The organism is Mycolicibacterium parafortuitum (genome assembly GCF_010725485.1).
In the GTDB taxonomy this organism is placed as follows: Bacteria; Actinomycetota; Actinomycetes; order Mycobacteriales; family Mycobacteriaceae; genus Mycobacterium.
This window is the reverse complement of the sequence record NZ_AP022598.1, coordinates 1,063,184-1,084,398: the sequence shown is the minus strand read 5'-3', so window position 1 is coordinate 1,084,398 and position 21,215 is coordinate 1,063,184. Positions and strand designations below refer to the sequence as shown.

At 68.6% G+C, this 21,215-nt stretch carries 25 protein-coding genes; 5 read left to right on the top strand and 20 right to left on the bottom strand.

Translation table 11 applies throughout. The annotated features are described in order from the left end of the window. Positions 1-105: 105 nt before the first annotated feature. Positions 106-1,851, bottom strand: coding sequence for an acyl-CoA dehydrogenase family protein (locus tag NTM_RS05090; RefSeq protein ID WP_163765650.1), 1,746 nt, complete (start codon positions 1,849-1,851; stop codon positions 106-108). Between NTM_RS05090 and NTM_RS05085 the strand changes: the two genes are divergently transcribed. Next, complete coding sequence (locus tag NTM_RS05085; protein ID WP_272955223.1) at positions 1,850-2,371, top strand: Lrp/AsnC family transcriptional regulator; 522 nt, start codon at positions 1,850-1,852, stop codon at positions 2,369-2,371. The genes NTM_RS05090 and NTM_RS05085 overlap by 2 nt on opposite strands. Here NTM_RS05085 and NTM_RS05080 read toward each other — a convergent pair whose 3' ends face one another. The 5 genes from NTM_RS05080 to NTM_RS05060 form a co-directional block, all read right to left on the bottom strand. Next, entirely contained in the window at positions 2,372-2,785 is a 414-nt protein-coding gene (locus NTM_RS05080; protein WP_163765649.1) for a hypothetical protein, read from the bottom strand. Positions 2,786-2,790: 5 nt separating this feature from the next. After that, positions 2,791-3,546 carry a succinate dehydrogenase/fumarate reductase iron-sulfur subunit gene (locus NTM_RS05075; RefSeq protein ID WP_083143448.1) on the bottom strand — a complete coding sequence of 252 codons (756 nt, stop codon included), beginning with the start codon at positions 3,544-3,546 and terminating at the stop codon, positions 2,791-2,793. A gap of 6 nt (positions 3,547-3,552) precedes the next feature. Next, positions 3,553-5,478 carry a fumarate reductase/succinate dehydrogenase flavoprotein subunit gene (locus NTM_RS05070; RefSeq protein ID WP_163765648.1) on the bottom strand — a complete coding sequence of 642 codons (1,926 nt, stop codon included), beginning with the start codon at positions 5,476-5,478 and terminating at the stop codon, positions 3,553-3,555. 32 nt (positions 5,479-5,510) lie between these two features. Then, positions 5,511-6,332: a succinate dehydrogenase subunit SdhC gene (sdhC, locus tag NTM_RS05065; RefSeq protein ID WP_104864521.1), complete on the bottom strand. Its 822-nt coding sequence runs from the start codon at positions 6,330-6,332 to the stop codon at positions 5,511-5,513. A 75-nt stretch (positions 6,333-6,407) separates the two neighbouring features. Beyond that, positions 6,408-6,710, bottom strand: a complete 303-nt coding sequence (locus NTM_RS05060) for an Rv0250c family protein (RefSeq protein WP_494337773.1) — start codon at positions 6,708-6,710, stop codon at positions 6,408-6,410. Between the two features lie 120 nt (positions 6,711-6,830). Between NTM_RS05060 and NTM_RS05055 the strand changes: the two genes are divergently transcribed. Beyond that, entirely contained in the window at positions 6,831-7,586 is a 756-nt protein-coding gene (locus tag NTM_RS05055) for an isocitrate lyase/PEP mutase family protein (protein WP_163765647.1), read from the top strand. A gap of 15 nt (positions 7,587-7,601) precedes the next feature. Here the strand turns inward: NTM_RS05055 and NTM_RS05050 are convergent, their stop codons facing one another. The 3 genes from NTM_RS05050 to NTM_RS05040 form a co-directional block, all read right to left on the bottom strand. After that, entirely contained in the window at positions 7,602-8,054 is a 453-nt protein-coding gene (locus NTM_RS05050; protein ID WP_163765646.1) for a universal stress protein, read from the bottom strand. A 96-nt stretch (positions 8,055-8,150) separates the two neighbouring features. Continuing rightward, positions 8,151-8,582, bottom strand: a complete 432-nt coding sequence (locus tag NTM_RS05045; protein ID WP_163765645.1) for a hypothetical protein — start codon at positions 8,580-8,582, stop codon at positions 8,151-8,153. Positions 8,583-8,645: 63 nt separating this feature from the next. Then, the gene (locus NTM_RS05040; RefSeq protein ID WP_179964037.1) at positions 8,646-9,077 is read right to left on the bottom strand and encodes an Hsp20/alpha crystallin family protein; all 432 of its coding nucleotides are present in this window, start codon (positions 9,075-9,077) and stop codon (positions 8,646-8,648) included. Positions 9,078-9,291: 214 nt separating this feature from the next. Here NTM_RS05040 and nirB point away from each other — a divergent pair, with 214 nt between their 5' ends. The 3 genes from nirB to fdxA all read left to right on the top strand — a co-directional run bounded on the left by nirB (position 9,292) and on the right by fdxA (position 12,682). Further along, on the top strand, positions 9,292-11,835 hold the full coding sequence (nirB, locus tag NTM_RS05035; protein ID WP_163765644.1) for a nitrite reductase large subunit NirB: 2,544 nt from the start codon (positions 9,292-9,294) through the stop codon (positions 11,833-11,835). 4 nt (positions 11,836-11,839) lie between these two features. Next, positions 11,840-12,199, top strand: coding sequence for a nitrite reductase small subunit NirD (gene nirD, locus NTM_RS05030; protein WP_104864516.1), 360 nt, complete (start codon positions 11,840-11,842; stop codon positions 12,197-12,199). A 132-nt stretch (positions 12,200-12,331) separates the two neighbouring features. Then, positions 12,332-12,682, top strand: coding sequence for a ferredoxin (gene fdxA, locus NTM_RS05025; RefSeq protein ID WP_104864515.1), 351 nt, complete (start codon positions 12,332-12,334; stop codon positions 12,680-12,682). Positions 12,683-12,685: 3 nt separating this feature from the next. On the opposite strand, the gene NTM_RS05020 is transcribed toward fdxA, so the two are convergent. From NTM_RS05020 to NTM_RS04970, 11 genes are all read right to left on the bottom strand, one after another. Beyond that, positions 12,686-13,435, bottom strand: a complete 750-nt coding sequence (locus NTM_RS05020) for a sirohydrochlorin chelatase (RefSeq protein WP_104864514.1) — start codon at positions 13,433-13,435, stop codon at positions 12,686-12,688. Continuing rightward, positions 13,432-14,574, bottom strand: a complete 1,143-nt coding sequence (locus tag NTM_RS05015; RefSeq protein ID WP_163765643.1) for a uroporphyrinogen-III synthase — start codon at positions 14,572-14,574, stop codon at positions 13,432-13,434. Before NTM_RS05015 ends, NTM_RS05020 begins: the two co-directional genes overlap by 4 nt. A 116-nt stretch (positions 14,575-14,690) precedes the next feature. Next, positions 14,691-15,263 carry a GNAT family N-acetyltransferase gene (locus NTM_RS05010; RefSeq protein WP_435405118.1) on the bottom strand — a complete coding sequence of 191 codons (573 nt, stop codon included), beginning with the start codon at positions 15,261-15,263 and terminating at the stop codon, positions 14,691-14,693. 3 nt (positions 15,264-15,266) lie between these two features. Beyond that, positions 15,267-16,166, bottom strand: coding sequence for a 5-oxoprolinase/urea amidolyase family protein (locus NTM_RS05005; RefSeq protein ID WP_163765641.1), 900 nt, complete (start codon positions 16,164-16,166; stop codon positions 15,267-15,269). After that, positions 16,163-16,864, bottom strand: coding sequence for a 5-oxoprolinase subunit B family protein (locus NTM_RS05000; RefSeq protein WP_163765640.1), 702 nt, complete (start codon positions 16,862-16,864; stop codon positions 16,163-16,165). Before NTM_RS05000 ends, NTM_RS05005 begins: the two co-directional genes overlap by 4 nt. 185 nt (positions 16,865-17,049) lie before the next feature. After that, positions 17,050-17,736 (bottom strand): queuosine precursor transporter, encoded by a 687-nt coding sequence (locus NTM_RS04995; protein WP_232079894.1) that lies wholly within the window; start codon positions 17,734-17,736, stop codon positions 17,050-17,052. 24 nt (positions 17,737-17,760) lie between these two features. After that, positions 17,761-18,669, bottom strand: a complete 909-nt coding sequence (locus NTM_RS04990) for an ABC transporter substrate-binding protein (RefSeq protein WP_163765638.1) — start codon at positions 18,667-18,669, stop codon at positions 17,761-17,763. A gap of 13 nt (positions 18,670-18,682) precedes the next feature. Then, entirely contained in the window at positions 18,683-19,801 is a 1,119-nt protein-coding gene (locus tag NTM_RS04985; RefSeq protein WP_163765637.1) for a YeiH family protein, read from the bottom strand. After that, positions 19,798-19,920, bottom strand: a complete 123-nt coding sequence (locus tag NTM_RS28785; protein ID WP_163765636.1) for a cytochrome c biogenesis protein ResB — start codon at positions 19,918-19,920, stop codon at positions 19,798-19,800. Before NTM_RS28785 ends, NTM_RS04985 begins: the two co-directional genes overlap by 4 nt. Before the next feature lie 74 nt (positions 19,921-19,994). Continuing rightward, positions 19,995-20,522 (bottom strand): hypothetical protein, encoded by a 528-nt coding sequence (locus tag NTM_RS28980; RefSeq protein WP_272955222.1) that lies wholly within the window; start codon positions 20,520-20,522, stop codon positions 19,995-19,997. A gap of 49 nt (positions 20,523-20,571) precedes the next feature. Beyond that, positions 20,572-21,180, bottom strand: coding sequence for a LysE/ArgO family amino acid transporter (locus NTM_RS04970; RefSeq protein WP_163765635.1), 609 nt, complete (start codon positions 21,178-21,180; stop codon positions 20,572-20,574). Positions 21,181-21,215 lie beyond the last annotated feature (35 nt).

Here is a 21,215-nt window from a genome sequence, read left to right as displayed (position 1 = left end):
CCCACCGGGTCCGGCGCAGGCGGGGAACCGACGATCCCCGTAGATTCGGCCGTAACGCCGCCACATCCCCGGGATTGTCGCGCGGGCGCCGTGGTTTCCCCGGATTCAGGCCCGCATCACATACGCGCCGGAGTAACCCTTGACCTGTTCCCACACCCGGTCGAAGCGGCCGGTGTCGGGGTCGGGCTTGCGCACCGCGGCCAGCGCCCAGTCCTGCTGGGCGACGGTCGAGCTCGGCTTGCCGTGCAGCGCGACCGCGTATGCCGAGAAGTCCCGGACCTGCACGCCGAAGATCTGGTCGAGCAGGTCGTGGTCCAGCCCGGTGAGCTCGGCCTGCTCCAGGATCAGCTGCCCGTAGACGACGAGGCTGAACAGATGCCCCACGACGAGCACGAAGTCCAGGTCGCGCTGCTGGTCGGCATCCGGTGCGGCGACGGTCAGCAGCTCTTTGAACGTCTGCACCTGCTCGTAGAACCGGGCGACGTTCGGTACGGCGAGGTGCCGCTCGTAGACCGGTGCCCAGTCGGCGAACCGCACCTTCGACGCGCCGCGGGCCGGGCCCTGCGACCAGAAGAACACGTCGTCGGCGGCGTCGTCGCGGGTGCCGATCGGCGGGTAGTCGGCGGGGTTGAACATGTAGTTCGGCATGAACTTCAAGATCTGTGCGACGTTGACGTGGACGGTGCCCTCCAGCCGCGGCAGCGCCCCGATCAGCCGGGTCACCTGGTAGAAGTAGGTGTCCTTCTCGAACCCCTTGGCGGCCAGCACATCCCACAGCAGGGTGACGACCTTCTCGCCCTCCGAGGTCACCTTCGACTTGGTCACCGGGTTGAACAGCAGATAGCGGCGGTCCTGCGGGCCGGCGCTGCGGAAGTAGTCGATGGCGCGGTCGCTGAACAGCTTCATCGCGATCAGCCGGGCGTATGCCTCGACGAACGCGGCCCGCACGTGCGGGAAGTCGGTGACGGGATTGCCGTACAGGATGCGGTTGTCGGCGTGGGTGATCGCTTCGTAGAACGCGTGCTCGCACATGCCGATCGAGCCGCTGCACAGGTTGAACTTGCCGACGTTGACGGTGTTCAGCGCCGCCGAGAACGCGTCGGGGCCGGTGGCCAGGATGTCCTCTTCATGCACCGGATAGTTTCGCAGCGCGAAGTTGCTGACGAACATCTGGCCGTGCACCACGTTGCCGATCAGTTCGTAGTCAGGATGGCGGCTGTCGGCGACGAACCAGACGTATCCGTCGGCGCCTTCGACGTCGGTGCGCCGCCCGAACACCGACACCATGCCCGCCACGTTGCCGTTGCCGATGTAGTACTTCTCGCCGGACGCCCGGAACACCACTCCGTCGGCGTCGCCCGCAGTTGCGGCGGGGGTGAGCAGCATGTCGGTGTTGTAGATGTCGGCGCCGTGCGCACGTTCGGAGAGCCCGAACGCCATCACCTCACCGGCCTCCAGCTGCGCCGCCGCGCGTTCCTTGGCCTTGACGTTGTCGCTCTGCCAGATCGGCCCGAGACCCAGGATCGTCACCTGCTCGGCGTACCAGTACGACAGCCCGTAGAACCCGAGGATCTCGCTGAGCACCGCATTGCGGGACGTGTCCCAGCGCTTGTCCGGGTCTCCGTCGGCGAATTCCGACGGGGTCAGGAACGTGGCGAACAACCGCTCCTCCTTGACGAACTCGAGGAAGTCCGACACCCACACCGCATCGAGGTCGTCGCGCAGCAACCGGGCCTTACCACGCTGTTCGAACCAGTCGATCAAGGCCAGCAGCTTGCGCCGCGATACCGGATCGAGATGTGCGGCGTCGAAGTTGTTCGGGTCCAGCAGAAGCCTGCGGGGGTGGGTCATGCACGGCAATCTAGTCCCGCGCGCAGGCGCCGAGCCGGTGTTCGGTGCAATCATCGGCGGTATGGCCGACACCGACCGGATCCCGTTGGATCGCACCGACGAGGCGATCCTGCAGGTGCTGCAGGACGACGGCAGGATCAGCACCGCCGATCTGGCGCGCCGGGTGTCGCTGTCGCCGAGTGCGACGGCCGACCGGCTACGCCGCCTCGTCGACGCCGGGGTGATCACGGGGTACACCGCCACCGTCTCTGCCACCGCGCTCGGCTACTCGATCATGGCCTTCGTGCGGCTGGCCTATCCGTCGGGCAACTACAAGCCGCTGCACGACCTGCTGGACGTGACCCCGGAGGTGGTCGAGGCACACCATGTGACCGGAGAGGACTGTTTCATCCTCAAGGTGCTGGCCCGCTCGATGTCCGACCTGGAACGCCTCACGGGCCGGCTCGCGACCCTCGGCGCCATCACGACGAACGTCGTCTACTCCAGCCCGCTGACCCGGCGGACGTTGGGGCCGGCCTGATCAGGCCGCGTGCACGTTGCGCAGGCCGACCGCGCCGCGTAGACCCGTGCAGTCGATGCAGCCGACGCAGCCGATGCAGTCCTCACAGTCGATGCACCCCACGCACGCCTTGCATTTCACGCACGCGATGCAGCCAAGGCACGCCAGGCAACCCGCGCACGCGAGCGACAGCACGACCAGGATGCTGCCCGCGATCGCGGCACTCCCGGCCGTCACGATCGAACCCGCCACCGCGGCGCTGCCGGCCGTCGCGATCGAGTTGACCACCGCGGCGCTGCCGGCCGTCGCGACCGACCCGGCGACGACGGCACTTCCCGCTGTCGCGACCGACCCGGCGACGACGTAGCTGCCCTCGGTGCGTAACGAGCCGACGACGGCACGCTCGGTGTCGTCGTCGGCCGCTGCGTTACGCAACCGCCTCAGCCCCGCCGGAACAGCTTGTCGCCCAGCCAGACCAGCGGGTCGTACTTGCGGTCGGCGGCGCGCTCCTTCATCGGGATCAGCGCGTTGTCTGTGATCTTGATGTGTTCGGGGCACACCTCGGTGCAGCACTTGTTGATGTTGCAGAACCCCAGCCCGTTCTCGTCCTGGGCCTGTTCGGCGCGCCGGCCGTGGGTGTCGAGCGGGTGCATGTCCAGTTCGGCCTGGCGCATCAGGTAGCGCGGACCCGCATACGCCTCCTTGTTCTCCTCGTGGTCACGGATCACGTGGCAGACGTTCTGGCACAGGAAGCACTCGATGCACTTGCGGAACTCCTGTGAGCGGTTCACGTCCTCCTGGGCCATCCGGTACTCGCCCGGCTGAAGATCCTTCGGCGGCGCGAACGCGGGGATTTCCCTGGCCTTTTCGTAGTTGAACGACACATCGGTCACGAGGTCGCGCATCACCGGGAACGTTCGCAGCGGCGTGACGGTGACGACCTCGTCCTCCCCGAAGGTCGACATGCGCGTCATGCACAGCAGCCGCGGCCGCCCGTTGATCTCCGCCGAACACGATCCGCACTTGCCGGCCTTGCAGTTCCACCGCACCGCGAGATCGGGCGTCTGGGTGGCCTGCAACCGGTGGATGATGTCGAGGACGACCTCGCCCTCGTTGACCTCGACGGTGAAATCCTGAAGCCCGCCGCCGGTGTCGTCGCCGCGCCAGACCCGGAGCTTTGCGTTGTAGGCAGCCATGGTGGTTCAGCCCTTCTGTTCCGGGTGCTCGGTCAATTCCTCAGGCGTGTAGTACTTCTCCAGCTCCGAAAGCTCGAAGGTCGCGAGAAGATCGGGCCGCATCGGCGGCTGAGGTTCCACCGTCACCGAGATGTCGGGGATGACCGGGTCGCCGGGCTCGTCTCCGGCGCCGTCCACCGTGCGGCATACCAGCAGCTTGTTGCGCCACTCCGAGTCCATCTTCGGGTAGTCGTCGCGGGTGTGACCGCCGCGGCTCTCGGTGCGCTGCAACGCGGCCTTGGCCACGCACTCACTGACCAGCAGCATGTTGCGCATGTCGATCGCCAGATGCCAGCCGGGGTTGAAGATGCGGCCGCCCTCGACGACGACGTTGCGGTAGCGCCGCTTGAGTTCGTCGATCTTGCCGAGGACCTCTTCGAGCTCGTGCTCCTTGCGGATGATGCCCGCGAGGTCGTTCATCGACTCCTGCAATTCGGCGTGCAGCGTGTACGGGTTCTCGGCGTCGTCCTTCGGCTCGAACGGCGCCAGCGCCAGCTTCTCGGCGCGCTCCAGCGCCTCGTCGGACACCTTCGGCCGGTTCGGCAACGACCGCACGTAGTCGGCGGCGCCCAGGCCGGCGCGACGGCCGAACACCAGAAGATCCGACAGCGAGTTCCCGCCGAGGCGGTTGGAACCGTGCATGCCGCCGGAACACTCGCCGGCCGCGTACAGCCCGGGGGTCGCGGCGCCGCCGCTGTCCGGGTCGACCTCGATGCCGCCCATCACGTAGTGGCAGGTGGGACCCACCTCCATCTCGTCCTTGGTGATGTCGACCTCGGCGAGCTCGATGAACTGGTGGTACATCGACGGCAGCCGGCGCTTGATCTCCTCGGCGGGCATCCGCGACGCGATGTCGAGATACACACCGCCGTGCGGGGTTCCGCGACCGTTCTTCACCTCTTCGTTGATGGCGCGGGCCACCTCGTCGCGGGGCAGCAGATCAGGGGTGCGGCGGGCCGAATCGTTGTCCTTGAGCCACTGGTCGGCCTCTTCCTCGGACTCGGCGTACTGCCCCTTGAACACGTCGGGGATGTAGTCGAACATGAACCGCTTGCCCTCGGAGTTCTTCAGCACTCCGCCGTCACCGCGCACACCCTCGGTGACCAGGATGCCCTTGACGGACAGCGGCCACACCATGCCGGTCGGGTGGAACTGGATGAACTCCATGTTGATCAGACCCGAACCGGCGCGCAGCGCCAGCGCGTGCCCGTCGCCGGTGTACTCCCAGGAGTTCGACGACACCTTGAACGACTTGCCGATGCCGCCGGTGGCCAGCACGATGGCCGGCGCCTCGAACAGCACGAACTTGCCGGTCTCGCGGTAGTAGCCGAACGCGCCGGCCACCCGGTCGCCGTCCTTGATGATCTCCGTGATCGAGCACTCGTGGAACACCCGGATGCGGGCGTCGAAGTCGCCGAGCTCGCGCTTGTCCTCCTGCTGCAGCGACACGATCTTCTGCTGCAGCGTCCGGATGATCTCCAGGCCGGTGCGGTCACCGACGTGCGCCAGCCGCGGATAGGTGTGGCCGCCGAAGTTGCGCTGGCTGATCCGGCCGTCCTTGGTGCGGTCGAACAGCGCCCCATAGGTTTCCAGCTCCCACACCCGGTCGGGGGCTTCCTGCGCGTGCAGTTCGGCCATCCGCCAGTTGTTCAGGAACTTGCCGCCGCGCATGGTGTCACCGAAGTGCACCTGCCACGAGTCCTTGGTGTTGACGTTGCGCATGGCCGCGGCGCAGCCGCCCTCGGCCATCACGGTGTGGGCCTTGCCGAACAGCGACTTGGTCACCACCGCGACCCGCAGACCCCGCTCCCTGGCCTCGATCACCGCTCGCAGTCCCGCACCCCCGGCACCGATCACGACGACGTCGTACTCGTGCCGTTCCAGGTCACCCATCAATTATCCTTACTGTTTTCTGAATTAAGTTGTCAGCCAATGAATCTGAGGTCAGGGAACCATCCGGCCGATACGGCCATGACGTAGAAGTCGGTGAACATCAGCGTGCCGAGGGTGATCCAGGCGTACATCTTGTGCCGGACGTTGAGGCGGCTGATCTGGGTCCACATCCAATAGCGCACCGGGTGTTTCGAGAAGTGCTTGAGCCGTCCACCGGCGACGTGGCGGCAGGAGTGACACGACAGCGTGTACGTCCACAGCAGGATCACGTTGATGAGCAGCACCAGGTTGCCGAGCCCGAAACCGAAACCGCCGTCGGGTTTGTGGAACGCGATGATCGCGTCGTAGGTGTTGATCACCGAGATGATCGCGGCGATGTAGAAGAAGTAGCGGTGCGAGTTCTGGATGATCAGCGGCATGCGCGTCTCGCCGGTGTACTTGGCGTGGGGTTCGGCGACGGCGCAGGCCGTGGGGGACTGCCACACCGAGCGGTAGTAGGCGCCGCGGTAGTAGTAGCAGGTCAACCGGAACAGCAGCAGGAACGGCAGGGAGAGTGCCGCGTAGGGCAGGATCGGCCAGTCCGGCAGGAACTGACCGAAGTGACTGGCCTCGGGGATGCAGCCGGTCGACACGCACGGCGAGTAGAACGGCGTCAGGTAGCCGTACTCCTCGACGAAGTACCACTTCTGCATGAAGGCCCGGACGGTCGCGTAGATGATGAACGCGGCGAAGCCCAGATTGACGATCAGCGGCGACATCCACCACCGGTCGGTGCGGAGCGTGCGCTGCGAGATTTGGGCACGGCCAGGCGAGAAGACGCCGGTCGCTTTGCGGTCGGCGGTAGGTGCGCTCACGGTTACCTTTCGATGAAGTTATGTCCCCCGAATGCGTGCCGCACCTCTGCGGTCAGAAGGGCGGCACGCACGTCTCTAGCGGGTGCCGCCGAGACCCTCGTCGTCGACGCCGCGCCAGAAGTCGGTGTCGTACTGGGTGTCTGGAATCGGGATGCGCTCGGCGACGTGATGGTGCCGGCTGACACCTCGCGCGAGTTCCAGCTCCTCGGCATCGATGTCGAGACGGTCGATGTCGTTGAGTAGGCGTTCGGCGTCGTTGACGATGCGACGGGTGGCAGGGCTGTCCCCGTATCGCGACGCCAGCGACGTGACGCATCGCCGCATGCTCCCGATCAGGTCGTGAAGCTGGGCGAGTTCGGTGGTGCTGGTGCTGGACAAGCGACCTCCTTGGGCTGAAGGGTGTCATGGATCACAGTACGCAACTGATGCTAGCTAAATCACCGTTGCAAAGCGTGAGACAGATCACTTTGATGACTGGAGAACACGGAGGGCAATGGCATGAACGACGTTTTGAAGGGCCGCGCCGAGGCGTTGCTGGCTCTGCATCGACCCGGCAACCCGGTGGTTTTGCCGACGGTCTGGGACGCGTGGTCGGCGCGGTTGGCGGTGGACGCCGGGTTTGCGGCGCTGACCGCGGGCAGCCACCCGCTGGCCGATTCCATCGGCAAGGAGGACAACGAGGGGATGGTGTTCGACGATGTGCTGACCCGCGTCGCGCAGATCACCGCCGCTGTCGACGTGCCGCTGTCGGTGGACATCGAATCCGGGTACGGCGAGGCGCCGGAGCGGCTGATCGAGGGTCTGCTGTCGGCCGGCGCGGTCGGGCTCAACATCGAGGACACCGTGCACGGCGAGGGCGGCCGGCTGCGCTCCTCGGCCGAGCACGCCGAACTCGTCGCCGGGTTGCGGGAGGCCGCGGACAAGGCGGGAGTGCGCGTCGTGGTCAACGCCAGGACAGATCTGTTCCTGCGCCAGGACGGCGACGAGGCCGACCGGGTGGACCGGGCGATCGCCCGGTTGACCGAGGCCGCCGAGGCCGGCGCGGACGTGCTGTACCCGGTCGGGGTGCATCCGCCGGAAGTCATGCGGCGGTTGACCTCTGAGTTGCCGCTGCCGGTCAACGCGATCGCCAGGCCGGACCAGTCCGATCCCAGCTCCTACGGGCCGCTTGGCGTCGCGCGGATCAGTTTCGGTCCGTTCTGGCAGGCGGCGCTGGCCGAGCGCTCGAAGGAACTTCTGGCGCGCTGGATCTGATCGGCCGCGCCCGGATCACTCCGCGGTGTCGACGACCATGACCTCGGTCCCGGCGCGTCGCCGGACCAGGCGCGGGACCGAGCCGACGAGGCGGCCGACCACCGAGTTGTATCCGACGCTGCCGACGACCAGCAGGTCGGCTCCGACCTCGTCGGCGAGCGCGATGAGCGCATCGGCGGGAACTCCCTCGATCGCGCGTTCGTGGACGTCGTCGGCGCCGTGCGCGCGGGCCCGGGACGCCGCATCGTGCAGCAGGTCGTAGACCGGCGCGTCGCCCTCGGTGCGGTAGTCCTCGCGGCCGGGCTGATCGGGGTCGGGGGCCGCCGCCGGGCGTTGTCGCGCCGAGAACACGGTGGCGACGATGAGTTTGGCCCCGTTGTCGGCGGCGATGGCCGCTGCCTTGTCGACCGCCCGCAGTGAGGTCTGTGAGCCGTCTGTGCCGACGACGATGGTCCGGTAGTCCGCCACGGTGATCTCCCCACTGAGTTGGCGCCACGCTTGAGTGTACGGACGTTCACTGATTGGCGACAGGGCCGCGATCCACACGGGAACGAACCGGGTCTTTTAGAAGAACTGGGCGGCGACGAACCCGGCGACCAGCACCGCGGTCCCTCCGATCTCACCGACGATCAGGGCCGCCATCGCGACCCGCACGGTGGTGTCCACCCGTTCGAATTGGTTGGTGGTGTCGCGCCGGATGCCGTGGACGACATAGGTGGCGATGGCCAGCACGAAGAATGCGACCACCACCGCGGCCGCGATCAGATCGACCCAGTCCGGCCATGCGCTCAGTTCGACGAACACCGCCAGCAGCATCGTCGCGAACGCGTACAGCAGCGCGGCGCGGTGCGCGATGTCGACATAGGGATGCGCGAGATGGTCTTCGCTGGTGGCCATCTGGTGGTACTTCCAGACCCCCAGCGCCAGCGCCCACAGGAAGATCAGACCGGCGGCCAGCACGGTCAGCGCGGTGTCGACGGCGAGCGGGGTGTCCATAGGGACTGCACAGTAAACCGGTGGGAACCGAGTGGTTCCCACCGGTACTGGCATGCCGTCGGGTTACTTGGCTTCGATCGCCACCCGGTGCGGTTCGGCGCCCTTGTGCGCACCGGCGACGCGGACCGTCAACACGCCGGCGTCGTAGCCGGCCGATACCGCGTCGTTGGTGATGTGGGCGGGCAGCGCGAACGAGCGGTGGAACGAGCCGTACCGGACCTCGCTGATCTTGCGGCCGTCGCGCTCCTCGGCGCGCTCGTCGCGGCGTTCACCGCGGACCACCAGGCGACCGCGGTCGACCTCGACGGTGACGTCCTTCGCGACGTCGACGCCGGGCAGGTCCACGCGGATCACCGCGTCCTCGCCGTCGCGATCCACCTCGACGGCCGGGTTGATGCCCTTCGCCCACTCGCCTGCGGTGACCGGGCCGAAGAACTCACGGACGAAGCGCTCGGTATCGAAGGCCGGCCGCGTCCGCAGGGCCAAGGTGTTCAAGGCGGTGCTCATGATCTCTCCATCTCCTTGAGTCGTGACCGGTCTGTTTCCGGTTTCACTTGATAGAACTTGAGTCGACCACGCTCATGTTCCAGCTGGGCGTTCGCTGTGGGCGAACCGCCTCACAGGGTGGCCGGGTCACGGTGAGCACACCGTGATGGGGGCTTCACACGAGGCGACACAACAGCAATATCGGTTTCCTAGCGTGACGGTCATGGCGTCAAACTCGCACGTCGTGGTCGTCGGCCACGGCATGGTCGGTCACCGGTTCGTCGAAGCCCTGCGGTCACGAGACAGCGCGGGTAGCTGGCGGATCACCGTGCTGGCCGAGGAATCCGATGCGGCCTACGACCGCGTCGGCCTCACCGGATACACCGACCACTGGGACCGGTCCCTGCTGGCCCTGCCCGGCAACCAATACGCCGGCGACGATCTGGTCGATCTGCGGCTCGGGCAGAAAGTCGTGCGGATCGACCGGGACACGAAAGTGGTCACCACCGCCGACGGCACCCGGATCGGCTACGACGCGCTGGTCTTGGCGACCGGCTCGTATGCGTTCGTACCACCCGTGCCCGGCCGGGATCTGCCCGGCTGCCACGTCTACCGCACGCTCGACGACCTCGACGACATCCGCGCCGCCGCGCGCCGCACCCTCGACACCGGAGGTGGCGCCGGCGTCGTGATCGGCGGCGGACTGCTGGGCCTGGAGGCCGCGAACGCGCTGCGCGGCTTCGGGTTGACCGCTCACGTCATCGAGCGCTCTCCCCGGCTGATGGCCCAGCAGCTCGACGAGGCCGGCGGCGCGCTGCTGGGCCGGATGATCACCGAACTCGGCATCGCCGTGCACACCGACGTCGGTACCGAATCGATCAAACCCGCCCAGCGCAACCGCCCGCTGCGCCGCTGTGCCGACGACGACTCCATGCGGGTCACGCTCAGCGACGGCACGCACATCGACGCCGGGGTCGTGGTGTTCGCCGCCGGGGTACGGCCCCGCGACGAGCTCGCCGGGTATGCGGGCCTGCAGCTCGCCGAGCGCGGCGGGGTGCTCACCGATCTGGGTTGTGTGACAAGCGATCCCGACATCTATGCGATCGGTGAGGTCGCCGCGATCGAAGGGCGCTGTTACGGGCTGGTCGGCCCTGGATACACCAGCGCCGAGGTGGTCGCCGACCGGTTGCTCGGCGGCGCCGCCGAATTCCCCGAGGCCGATATGTCGACCAAGCTCAAGCTGCTCGGTGTGGACGTGGCGAGCTTCGGCGATGCGATGGGCACCACCCCGGACAGTCTGGCGGTCGCGGTCAACGACGCCGTGAACCAGACCTACGCGAAGCTGATCCTGTCCGACGATGCCAGGACCCTGCTCGGCGGCATCCTCGTCGGTGACGCGTCCGCGTACGGCGTGCTGCGCCCGATGGTCGGCGAGCAGCTGCCCGGCGATCCGCTGGCGCTGATCACACCGGCCGGATCCGAGGGCGGCGGAGGCGCTTTGGGCGTCGGCGCGCTGCCGGCGGCGGCGCAGATCTGCTCGTGCAACAACGTGACCAAGGGCGATCTGACGGATGCGATCGCCGGCGGCTGCTGCGACGTCGCCGATCTGAAGAAGTGCACCCTGGCCGGGACGTCGTGCGGCTCGTGCGTGCCGTTGCTCAAGCAGCTGCTCGACGCCGAGGGGGTGGAACAGTCGAAGGCGTTGTGCGAGCACTTCTCCCACTCGCGTGCGGAGTTGTTCGAGATCGTCAGTGCCACCTCGATCCGCACGTTCAGCGGTCTGATCGAGCGGTTCGGCACCGGGAAAGGCTGTGACATCTGCAAACCCGTCGTCGCGTCGATCCTTGCGTCGACCAGCTCCGAGCACATCCTCGACGGTGAGCAGGCCTCGCTGCAGGACTCCAACGACCACTTCCTGGCCAACATCCAGCGCAACGGCAGCTATTCGGTGGTGCCGCGGGTTCCCGGCGGGGACATCACCCCGGAGCATCTGATCCTGATCGGGCAGATCGCCAAGGATTTCGGCCTGTACACCAAGATCACCGGTGGCCAGCGCATCGACATGTTCGGCGCCCGGGTCGACCAGCTGCCCGAGATCTGGCGTCGGCTGGTCGAGGGTGGCATGGAATCCGGTCAGGCGTACGGCAAGTCGTTGCGCACGGTGAAGAGCTGTGTGGGCAGCGACTGGTGCCGCTACGGGCAACAGGATTCGGTGCAGATGGCCATCGACCTGGAAATGCGTTACCGGGGCCTGCGCGCCCCGCACAAGATCAAGATGGGGGTGTCCGGCTGTGCTCGGGAGTGCGCAGAGGCACGCGGCAAGGACGTCGGCGTGATCGCGACCGAGACCGGGTGGAACCTCTACATCGGCGGTAACGGCGGTATGACCCCCAAGCACGCCCAGCTGCTGGCCGGTGACCTCGATGACGACACGCTGGTGCGCTACATCGACCGGTTCCTGATGTTCTACATCCGCACCGCCGACCGGCTGCAGCGCACGGCGCCATGGGTCGAGCAGATGGGCCTCGATCATCTGCGCGAGGTGATCTGCGACGACTCCCTCGGTCTGGCAGCCGAATTCGAGGCGGCGATGCAGCGCCACGTCGACGGATACGCGTGCGAATGGAAGGGCGTGCTGGAGGATCCCGACAAGCTGTCGCGGTTCGTGTCGTTCGTGAACGCCCCGGAGGTGCCCGACCCGACGATCCAGTTCGAACAGCGATCGGGCCGCAAGGTGCCGATCGGCATGCCGAAGGTGGGGAGGTAGACCGGTGACCGTGATCAACGAGACGCAGGTGTGGACGACGGCCTGCCGGTACGACTTCCTGATCCCCAACCGCGGGGTCGGGGTGCTACTTCCCGGCGGCGCGCAGGCCGCGCTGTTCCGGCTCGACGACGGCACCCTGCGCGCGGTCGGCAACATCGACCCGTTCTCCGGTGCGGCGGTGATGTCGCGGGGCATCGTCGGTGACCGCGCCGGCCGCGCCACCGTGCAGTCGCCGATCAAGAAGCAGGCGTTCGCACTCGACGACGGCCGCTGCCTCGACACTCCTGATGACAACCCCGATCACTGCCTGCCGGTGTATGCGACGCGGATCACCCCCGACGGCGACGTCCAGGTCGGCACCTGACCCACTCTGCCGAAATTGCATTCCAGCAGCGCTTTTTCGAGTGGACGTCGGTGTAGACGCAATCTCGTCGTGACCTGATTAGGGACTTTCGGCCCCTGACGAGGGCGCCTTCCGGCTCCTACGGTGGGGGCCATGACCTACGTGATCGGCAGCGCGTGCGTGGACATCGTCGACAAGTCCTGCGTGCAGGAGTGCCCTGCGGACTGCATCTACGAGGGTGATCGCGCCATGTACATCAACCCCAACGAATGCGTGGACTGCGGCGCCTGCCGCATCGCGTGCCGGGTGGACGCGATCTACTACGAGACCGACCTTCCCGACGAGGAACTGGCGTTCCTGGCCGACAACGCCGAGTTCTTCACCACGACGTTGCCCGGCCGCGACGCGCCGCTCGGCGATCCCGGCGGCGCCGCGACGGTGGGCCGGGTCGGCGCGGACACCCCGCTGGTCGCGGCGTTGCCGGTGAAGACCGCGCACCCCTGAGGCTTATCGCCGAAATTGCATTCCGGCAGGCGCATACTCGAAAGACGGCTGCCGGAATGCAATTTCGGCTGAAGTGTCGAAGCCGGCTCGCTGGAAGCGGTTGATGATCAGCCGGGTCACCCCGGGATGGGGGCCCAGCGGGTCGGTCACCAGGTCGGCGCCGCTGGCGCGCAGCCGGTCCTGGAACAGGCCCTCCGACAACAGATATGACGCGACGACAACCCTGCGTCCGCGCCTGCCCTGCCGCCGCGCCGTAGCCACCGCGTCGGCGATGCGCGGCTCCCCGGTCGCGGCGAACGCGAGCTCGACCCGCGAGCCCAGCGTCGCCGACAGCCACGTCGCCGTGGTGTGCAGGTCGTGCATCGCGGCGGGATCAGAGGTGCCCGCCGCCGCCAGGATCACCGAATCGTCTGGTCGCCAACCGGATTCGATCAGCCGGTCGACGAGAACCCGGACCAGCGCGGGGTCGGGTCCCAGGGCCCGGGTCACGGTGACGTCGTGGTGCCCGCTGTCCTCGATGTGCGACGGGATGTCGCGGCTGACGTGATAGCCGCGGGACAGGAATGCCGGCACCAGCACGGTCCGGCGGTGGGGTTCCTCGCGCAGCAGCTCCGACGGGGTCGGGCCGAGAACGTCGACGAACGCGACGCGCACCGGCTGCTGCAGCGCGGCGGAGACCTGCGCGGCGAGGTCGCCGATCAGCGAGACCCCGCGCGGTTTGCGGGTGCCGTGGGCGACCAGCAGCAGGCTCATGACGCGCACGCCTCGTCGACGGGCAGCCGGTAGCCGCGCTTGACCACGGTGGAGACCATCTTCTTGTCGCCCAACGCGGTCCGCAGCCGCAGCACCGCCGTCTCGACGGCGTGGGTGTCGGTGCCGCTGCCCGGCAGGGCACGCAGCAGGTCGGTGCGCGACACCACCGCGCCCGGCCGCAGTGCCAGCGCCCGGATGGTCGCCATCGCCGCCGGCGACAGCGCCTTGACCACGCCGTCGACCAGCACGCAGTTGCCGCGGATCTCCAGCAGGTGCCCGGCCACCCGCACGGTGCGCGCCTGCAGCAGCGGAAGCTCGTCGGTGATGTGGCGGGCCAGCGCCCCGAGGCGCATCCGTTCCGGCGCCGAGGTCGGCACACCGAGCCGGACCAGCGGGCGTGCCGTGACAGGCCCGACGCACATCGCGTGCACGTTGTTGCGCAGCGCCGAGAGCACCTGCGCCTCGATCCCCATCTCGGTGGCCCGCATCAGCACCGACGCAACCGCGGGTGCCGAGGTGAAGCTGACCGCGTCGAACTTCTCCTCGGCGATGCCCGCGACCAGCTGGTCGAAATCGCCGTGACGCGGCGCCGGATGCCACCGGTACACCCGGATCGGCACGACTTCGGCTCCCGCCGCGCGCAATTCGTCGAGGAACTCCGGGAACGGGTCCCAGTCCGCGGTGGCACCGTGCAACTGCACCGCGATCCGCATCCCGGCGATACCGCCCTCGAGCAGGTAGAGCAGCACCTCACGGGAGGACTCCGATTCCGGGGACCACTCCTCGGGCAGCCCGGCGGCGCGCAGCGCACCCGTGGCCTTCGGACCGCGCGACACGATCCGCGCGTTGCCGAGCGCGGCGGTCAGTTCGTTGGCCATGCCCCAGCCGTCGGCGGCGGCGATCCAGCCCCGTAACCCGATGCCGGTGGTCGCGATGACGATGTCGGGCGGCACGTCGATCAGCGACTGCGTCCGCTGCCGCAGTTCGTCGTCGTCGGGCAGCGGCACCATCTCGATCGCTGCGGCGCTGGTCACCGTCGCGCCACGGCGCCGCAGCAGCGCACTCAGTTCGTCAGCGCGCCGCGCGGAGGTGACCGCAACCCGGAATCCGGTGAGCGGCGCCCAGTCCGGCTCACTCATGCCCCCTGTCTATGCAGCCGGTGTTTCGGCGCGATTAACCAGCCGTTGCACAGCCGTGTCGCCGCCGCTTAGGCGGTGAATTTCCGTTCACCGCGCGCCGAGGGCCGCTGTGAGGTTCACCAGACGTCGCCGGAACGCCATTCACACGCGATCGGCGCGGCCGGGTCGAGGGCCACGCCCGGGGGCAGGTCGGCGGCCAACACGTACAGCGCGCCGTCGTCGTCGGGGGTGCGGGTGGGCCCGTCCGGTGCCAGCACCGAGGTCGGGCCCCGCCACGGCACCCAGCCGCGCACGCTGTAGAGCGGCTCGCCGAGCTCGGTCGTGCTGAGCGCTCCGAGGTGGTAGGCGCCCCGCACCACCTGCTCGACACCGTCCATCAGCGCGTGGCCGAGGCCCTGACCGCGGTGGTCGGCCCGCACGGCGAGGCCTTCGACGTAGCCGCAGCGCAGCGCGTGGCCGCCGTAGTAGATGCGGCGCTGCACGACGGCGGCGTGCCCGATGACCTCGCCGCGCTGGCAGATCAGCGCGTGCATACCGCCGAGGGCGTGCTCCCAGTCATGCTCGGCGAAGTCGCCGTCGAACGCGTCGATGACCATCCGGCGGGCGTCCTCGCGGGTCTCGCCGTCGAGATCGGAGGTGTGGACCAGGCGTGCGCGCACACCTGTGGTTCTACCAGCGTCCGGTGCGATGCGTCAGTATCTGATGGACGGCCGCCGCGGCCGCGACCAGTGCAACCGCACGGTCTGCCCGGGCCGGGCCTGCGCGACCTTGTCGATGTCCTCGTCGACGACCACGCCGATCACGGGGTAGCCGCCGGTGACCGGGTGGTCGGGGCCGAGGATCACCGGAAACCCGTTCGGGGGTACCTGGATCGCCCCGCGGGTGGCGCCCTCGCTGGGCAGCTGCCGGTCCCGGCTGCGGTATTCCAGCGGCATCCCGACCAGTCGGATCCCGACGCGGTCACTGTGGTTGGTGACCTGCCAGTTGGTCCGCACCAGCACGTCGGGGTCGACGAACCAGTCGTCGCGCGGGCCGGGCACCACCTTGACCTCGAGCACATCGTCGGCGATCGCCGCGACGGGCGCCTGCTCGAGCTCGGGGAAGTCGTCGGTGTGCTCGCCGACGGGCAGCACGTCGCCCCGTTTGAGGGGCACCGGCCCGATCGCCGACATCACGTCGTAGCTGCGGGAGCCGAGCACCGCCTCGACCTCGATGCCTCCGCGGACCGCCAGATACGAGCGCAGGCCCGCCCGGGGCGCGCCGAGCGAGATCACCTCACCGTCATGCGCGAAGTGGATGCTGTTGGTGCCGAACGGAACTCCGTTGACCGACGGGTCGGTGTCGGCGCCGGTCACCGCGATCGCGACGCCCTCGCCGTTACCGCCGTGCACGCGGGCACTGAACCCGCCCATCGTCACCTCCACGGTGGCGCGGTCGTCGGGGTTGGCGACCAGCCGATTGGCCAGCGTGTGCGCGCGCCGGTCGGCGGCACCGGACCGGGTGACGCCCAGGTGGGAAAGCCCCGGCCGGCCGAGGTCCTCGACCAGCGCGAGCGGACCGGGCCGCAGGACCTCCAGCGTGACGCCGCTCATGACTTCACCTCCTCTGCTGAAACGCTCCTCTCGTGCGCGGCGAACCGCACCCACATCCCCGGGGTCAGCAGCGCCGGGTCGTCCCGGTCGATGTCCCACAGCACCGCCGAGGTGCGGCCGATCAGCTGCCAGCCGCCGGGGGATTCGCGCGGGTAGACACCGCTGAACTCGCCGGCCAGGCCGACGGATCCGACGGGCACCTTGGTGCGCGGCTCGGCACGGCGCGGCACCACGAGGCGCTCGTCGCCGCCGACCAGGTAGGCGAAGCCGGGGGCGAAGCCGCTGAACCCGACCCGCCAGAGCGTGCCGGTATGGGCGGCGACGACCTCGGCGGTGCTCAGCCCGGTCAGCCGCGCCACCTCGTCGAGATCCTCCCCGTCGTAGGCGACGTCGATCGTCACGTCGGCTTCGGTGGGTGGTGAGGCGTCGGCGGCGGCCTCGTCGGTCATCTCCAGCCCGCCCAGCCGCTGCCGGGTGGGCGCCTGGTACCGGCCGCCGTCGAGTTTGACCAGAATCGTCCTGGCCGCGGGCACGATGTCCACCACGCCGGGCAGGCCGGCGTCGCGGATCACCTCCGTCCAGGCCAGAACCTCTGCGCTGCTGCCGAATTCGAGAAGCAGCGCCCGATCGCCGTAATCCAGAATCTGCCGAACACCGCCGGTGCGCACGGTGTCGGCCACGTCCGCAGTCACGCTCATATACCGACGTTACCCCCGAGTAGGTTCGAAAACTCCACCCGGGCGAACCTCTTTGAGCCTTGCCAGAGCGCCCTTAGTGATGACTCAACATCGCGGCCGCCGACATTGCGTTCCAGCAGGTCCGCACCCGTACTTCTGCTGCCGGAATGCGATTTCGCCGAACGTGTTTCGACGGCAACGTCAATTCAGGCGGGGGTGTTCTGATAGGTCGGTTCGCGCCGCTTGATCAACGCGATCGCCCGATAGGTGACCGGCAACAGCACGACCTCGACGAGGGTCTTGTAGAGCCAGCCCTGCGCGGTGTAGACCGCGAAGTCGCGGAACGACGTGATGCCGATGACGCCGGCCGCGATCGCGCAGAACACCACGGTGTCGCCGAGCTGCCCGACGAACGTCGACCCGACCAGCCGCGCCCACAGGTGCTTCTCCTTGGTGCGCTCCTTGATCAGCACCAGGGACCAGGCGTTGAGCGTCTGGCCGACGAGGAAGCCGGCCATCCCGGCGACGATCAGGCCGGTATAGGCCTCGACGATGTTCTCGAAGTGCGCCTGGTTCTCGTAGAAGTCCGCGGCGGGGAGGTAGACGGTGGCCCAGAACGCCAGCGCGGCAAGCGCGTTCATCGCGAACCCGGTATAGATGGCGCGCCGTGCGGCCTTGAACCCGTAGACCTCGGAGAGCACATCGCCGATCACGTAGGTCAGCGGGAAGACGATGAACCCGCCGTCGGTGATGATCGGGCCGAACTCGACGCCCTTGGTCGCGGTGACGTTGGAGATGATGACCAGCGCGGTGAACACCGCGACGAGCACCGGATAGTAGGCCGATCCGACGCGCGCGAACGAGGCGTGGGTGGTGGTGGGGTCGGGGGCCAGATCACTCACGGACCCCATTAGACCTCAGGTCAGGGCATCGGCCAGCATCGAAGGCAGCCGCTGGGCGACCACCGGGTAGGACAGCGGGGACGCGTACGCGATCGCGCCGGCCAGCTCCTTGTCGGTGAAGACCTGGCGGGCCCGCAGGCCGGCGACGGCCGGGTCGGCCTGTAGTGCGGCCTGCTCATCGGGTGTCTCGGTGGTCCAGATCAGCACGTCGGCGTCGTCGACAGACTCGACCACCGTGAACCCCATCTGGTCGAGGAACTCGCGGCGCCAGGCCGGTCCGCTGATCCGCGCACCGTCCTCGCCCAGCGTGCCGGCGAGCAGCGCCGCGCGTTTCCCGCTGAACTCCGGATGGTCGTTCTTGACGGCTGTGAACCCGGCGTCGACGTCGGCGATGAGCTTCTGCATGTCGTCGTGGCGGAACACGGCCTGACCGATCGTGGTGGCCTGGTCGCGCCACGGCTCGAAGAACGCGGCCCGCCCCGACTGGGCGACCGTCGGCGCGATCTGGGACAGCTGCGTGTAGGTGTCCTGGTCGAGTCCGGCATCGGTGGCGACGATCAGATCCGGGGCGAGCGCGGCGATCTGCTCGACCGGCACACCGTCGGCCAGGGACAGCACCACCGGCTGGGCGTCGCCGAGCTGCGGGCGGGCCCACGGCCACACGCCGAGCGGTTCGCCGCCGAACCAGTCCGTCACCGCGATCGGGACGACGCCGAGGGCCAGCAGGTCGTCGGCGCAGGTGAGGCCCGCGCTGACCACCTTCGTCGGCGGCGCCGGGATCTTGGTTTCGCCGAACACGTGGGTGACGGTCACCGACCCGTCGCCGGCGACTGCACCCGGCTTGTCCTGGGCGCAAGCCACCAGCGTCGCTGCGGCGCCGGCCGTCAGGCCGAGGAAACCTCGCCGGGACCACACGCGGGACACCCGGCGAGCCTAGCTAACCGACCTGGAAGTTACCGAACAATACGAGGGCCAGTCCGAGCGCCACGAGGATGTTGACGACGGTGGCCGAGGCAAACACCGCGACGGGCCGCCAGCCCGCCTCGCGCAGCCCCGTGAGCGAGAACTCCAAGCCGATCGCGACGAACGCGAAGATCAGGAACCAGGTGCGCAGGTCGTTGACCGTGGAGATGTTCGCCTTGTCGCCGCCCCACTGCAGGTAGAGCGTGCCGACGATGGACGCGGCGATGAAGCCGAGCACGAACTTCGGGAACCGTGCCCAGAACGTCCCGAAGGTCGGGCGGGCTTCGGTCTTGTCGCGCTTCTCCACCTTCAGCGCGAAGTACGCCGTCAGCGCGATCGCGACGATGCCGATCAGCGCGTTCTGGGTGGTCTTGACGATGGTCGCGATCTGCAGCGCGTCCTCGCCGGCGAGGGCACCGGCGGCCGCGACCGCGGCAGTGGTGTCGATGTTGCCGCCGATCCACGCGCCGGCGACCGCGTCGGAGAGCCCGAACACCCCGGCCAGCCACGGCAGCAGGAAGATCGACGGCAGCGCGAACACGATCACCAGCGACGCCGCGTAGGCGAGCTGTTCACGGCGGGCCTGCACCGCACCCGCGGCGGCGATAGCGGCGCTGACACCGCAGATCGACACGGCCGACGCGAGCAGGGCGCGCAGCTTGTCCTCGATTCCGAGCCGCCCGCCGAGCCACCAGGTGAAGCCGAAGACGATGCTGATCAGCAGCAGCGCCTGGATGATCGCCGGACCGGCGGCGGTGACCAGCAGTTTGAGGTTGATGGACGCGCCGAGCAGGACCAGGCCGGTCTTGATGAAGAACTCGGTCTTGAAGCCGGCCGCGAGCTTGTCGCGCAGCGCGAGCCTGGTCAGCACGACATTGCCGAGCAGGCCCAAAGCGATGGCATAGACCGGGAATTCGATGGACTTGGCGATCCCGGCGAAGTCGGTGCCCGCGGCCCACTTCGGTACCTGCTGTTCGAAAAAGCGGGTCGCGGCGCCGAGGACGAGGACGACGAGCACGCCGCCGACGACGTAGCCGATTCCCGACGGTGCGCGCTGTTTCTCGGCCGAACTCTGGGTGCTCTGTTCGGTCACGGGATCACGCTGCCCGGGATCGCGCCGATGAGGACGAGGGCGAGCAGCGTCAGGCCGATGATGACGGCGAGCCAGTCCTCGTTGAGCCGTTGGGTCGGGGTGTCCTGTTGATCCGGCATGCGTCCGGACCGTAGGCGCGCGTCATGCCGCTGTCGCCAGTTGCGATCCGCCAGAGTTCAAGCGTCGACGGACGCTAGGGGGCTGGGGCGGGCACGGGCATCGGCGGCCAGACCGGCGGCGGGGCCGAGGCCGGGACGGGCGGCGAGCCGGCGGCCGGCGGCGGTGGTGCGGACGCGGGGTCCCCGTACGGCGTCGGCGGCACCCAGTTGCCGGGGTCCATCTGGCCGGGGCCGACGGCCTGCATGAAGTCCGGCGAATTGCGCATGTTCCACAGTTCGCGCAGGAAGTCGAGCTGCCCGGTGTTGCCGAAGTTGGCGTTCGGCACGGGCGGGATGAACGGTGCGCCCGCCGGTGGCGGCGCGGGCGGGGCGACGGGCACGGCCGGCGCGCCACCCGGTGTGGACGCCGCGGCGCCGGCTTCGGCGATCGGGATGTACTGGAACACCGGGGTCGGCGGCTGCGCCGGTGCCTCCGCGGCCGGAGGTGGCGGCGGGTCGAACGGGACTGCCGGCTGCGCACCGGCCTGTGTCGCGGCGGCCAGCGCGGCCCCACCGAGGAGCGCGTTCAGCGCGGCGAACTTGACGAGGTGCACGACAGTCACATCGACGAGGCTAATGCCTGGCGTTACATGGCGATACTTTTCCGGCCGGTCACCGCATCAACAGCGAGATGCCGAGCACGATCATCACGACCGCGATGACACCGTCGAGAATGCGCCAGGTGCGCGCCGCCGCGAACCACGGGCGCAGCCGTTTGGCGCCGAAGCCCAGGCCGGTGAACCACACGGCACTGGCGGTCACGGCGCCGACGCCGAACAGCCATTTGCTGTCTTGGTGTTCGTTGGCCAGCGCGCCGAGCAGGATCACGGTGTCGAGGTAGACGTGCGGGTTGAGGAAGGTCAGCGCCAAACAGGTGGCCAGCACCGCGGCCAGCCGGGCGGGTGCGGCGTCGGCGGGGGTGAGCGTCCCGGGTTTGACGGCCCGGCGGGCGGCCAGCAGTCCGTAGCAGATCAGGAACGCGGCGCCGCCGATCGTGGTGACGGTGACGATGTCCGGATGCGCGGCGATCAGCGCGCCGAAGCCCGCGATGCCGGCGACGATCAGCAGAAGATCGGCCGTGGTGCAGACGGCGACGACCGGTAGCACGTGTTCACCGCGGATGCCCTGACGCAGCACGAAGGCGTTCTGGGCCCCGATCGCGGCGATCAGCGCGATCGAGGTGGCGAAGCCGCTGAGGACGGCCACGGTTGCGGTGTTCACGGGATCGACGGTAGGGCTGGGGCGGTGAACAGTAC

Bases quoted from the DNA above. Each gene is read 5' to 3' on its own strand.
- NTM_RS05085 (WP_272955223.1), top strand. From the start codon at position 1,850: ATGCACGGCAATCTAGTCCCGCGCGCAGGCGCCGAGCCGGTGTTCGGT.
- NTM_RS05090 (WP_163765650.1), bottom strand. From the start codon at position 1,851: ATGACCCACCCCCGCAGGCTTCTGCTGGACCCGAACAACTTCGACGCC.
- NTM_RS05075 (WP_083143448.1), bottom strand. From the start codon at position 3,546: ATGGCTGCCTACAACGCAAAGCTCCGGGTCTGGCGCGGCGACGACACC.
- NTM_RS05070 (WP_163765648.1), bottom strand. From the start codon at position 5,478: ATGGGTGACCTGGAACGGCACGAGTACGACGTCGTCGTGATCGGTGCC.
- NTM_RS05055 (WP_163765647.1), top strand. From the start codon at position 6,831: ATGAACGACGTTTTGAAGGGCCGCGCCGAGGCGTTGCTGGCTCTGCAT.
- NTM_RS05045 (WP_163765645.1), bottom strand. From the start codon at position 8,582: ATGGACACCCCGCTCGCCGTCGACACCGCGCTGACCGTGCTGGCCGCC.
- nirB (WP_163765644.1), top strand. From the start codon at position 9,292: ATGGCGTCAAACTCGCACGTCGTGGTCGTCGGCCACGGCATGGTCGGT.
- fdxA (WP_104864515.1), top strand. From the start codon at position 12,332: ATGACCTACGTGATCGGCAGCGCGTGCGTGGACATCGTCGACAAGTCC.
- NTM_RS05020 (WP_104864514.1), bottom strand. From the start codon at position 13,435: ATGAGCCTGCTGCTGGTCGCCCACGGCACCCGCAAACCGCGCGGGGTC.
- NTM_RS05015 (WP_163765643.1), bottom strand. From the start codon at position 14,574: ATGAGTGAGCCGGACTGGGCGCCGCTCACCGGATTCCGGGTTGCGGTC.
- NTM_RS05005 (WP_163765641.1), bottom strand. From the start codon at position 16,166: ATGAGCGGCGTCACGCTGGAGGTCCTGCGGCCCGGTCCGCTCGCGCTG.
- NTM_RS05000 (WP_163765640.1), bottom strand. From the start codon at position 16,864: ATGAGCGTGACTGCGGACGTGGCCGACACCGTGCGCACCGGCGGTGTT.
- NTM_RS28785 (WP_163765636.1), bottom strand. From the start codon at position 19,920: ATGCCGGATCAACAGGACACCCCGACCCAACGGCTCAACGAGGACTGG.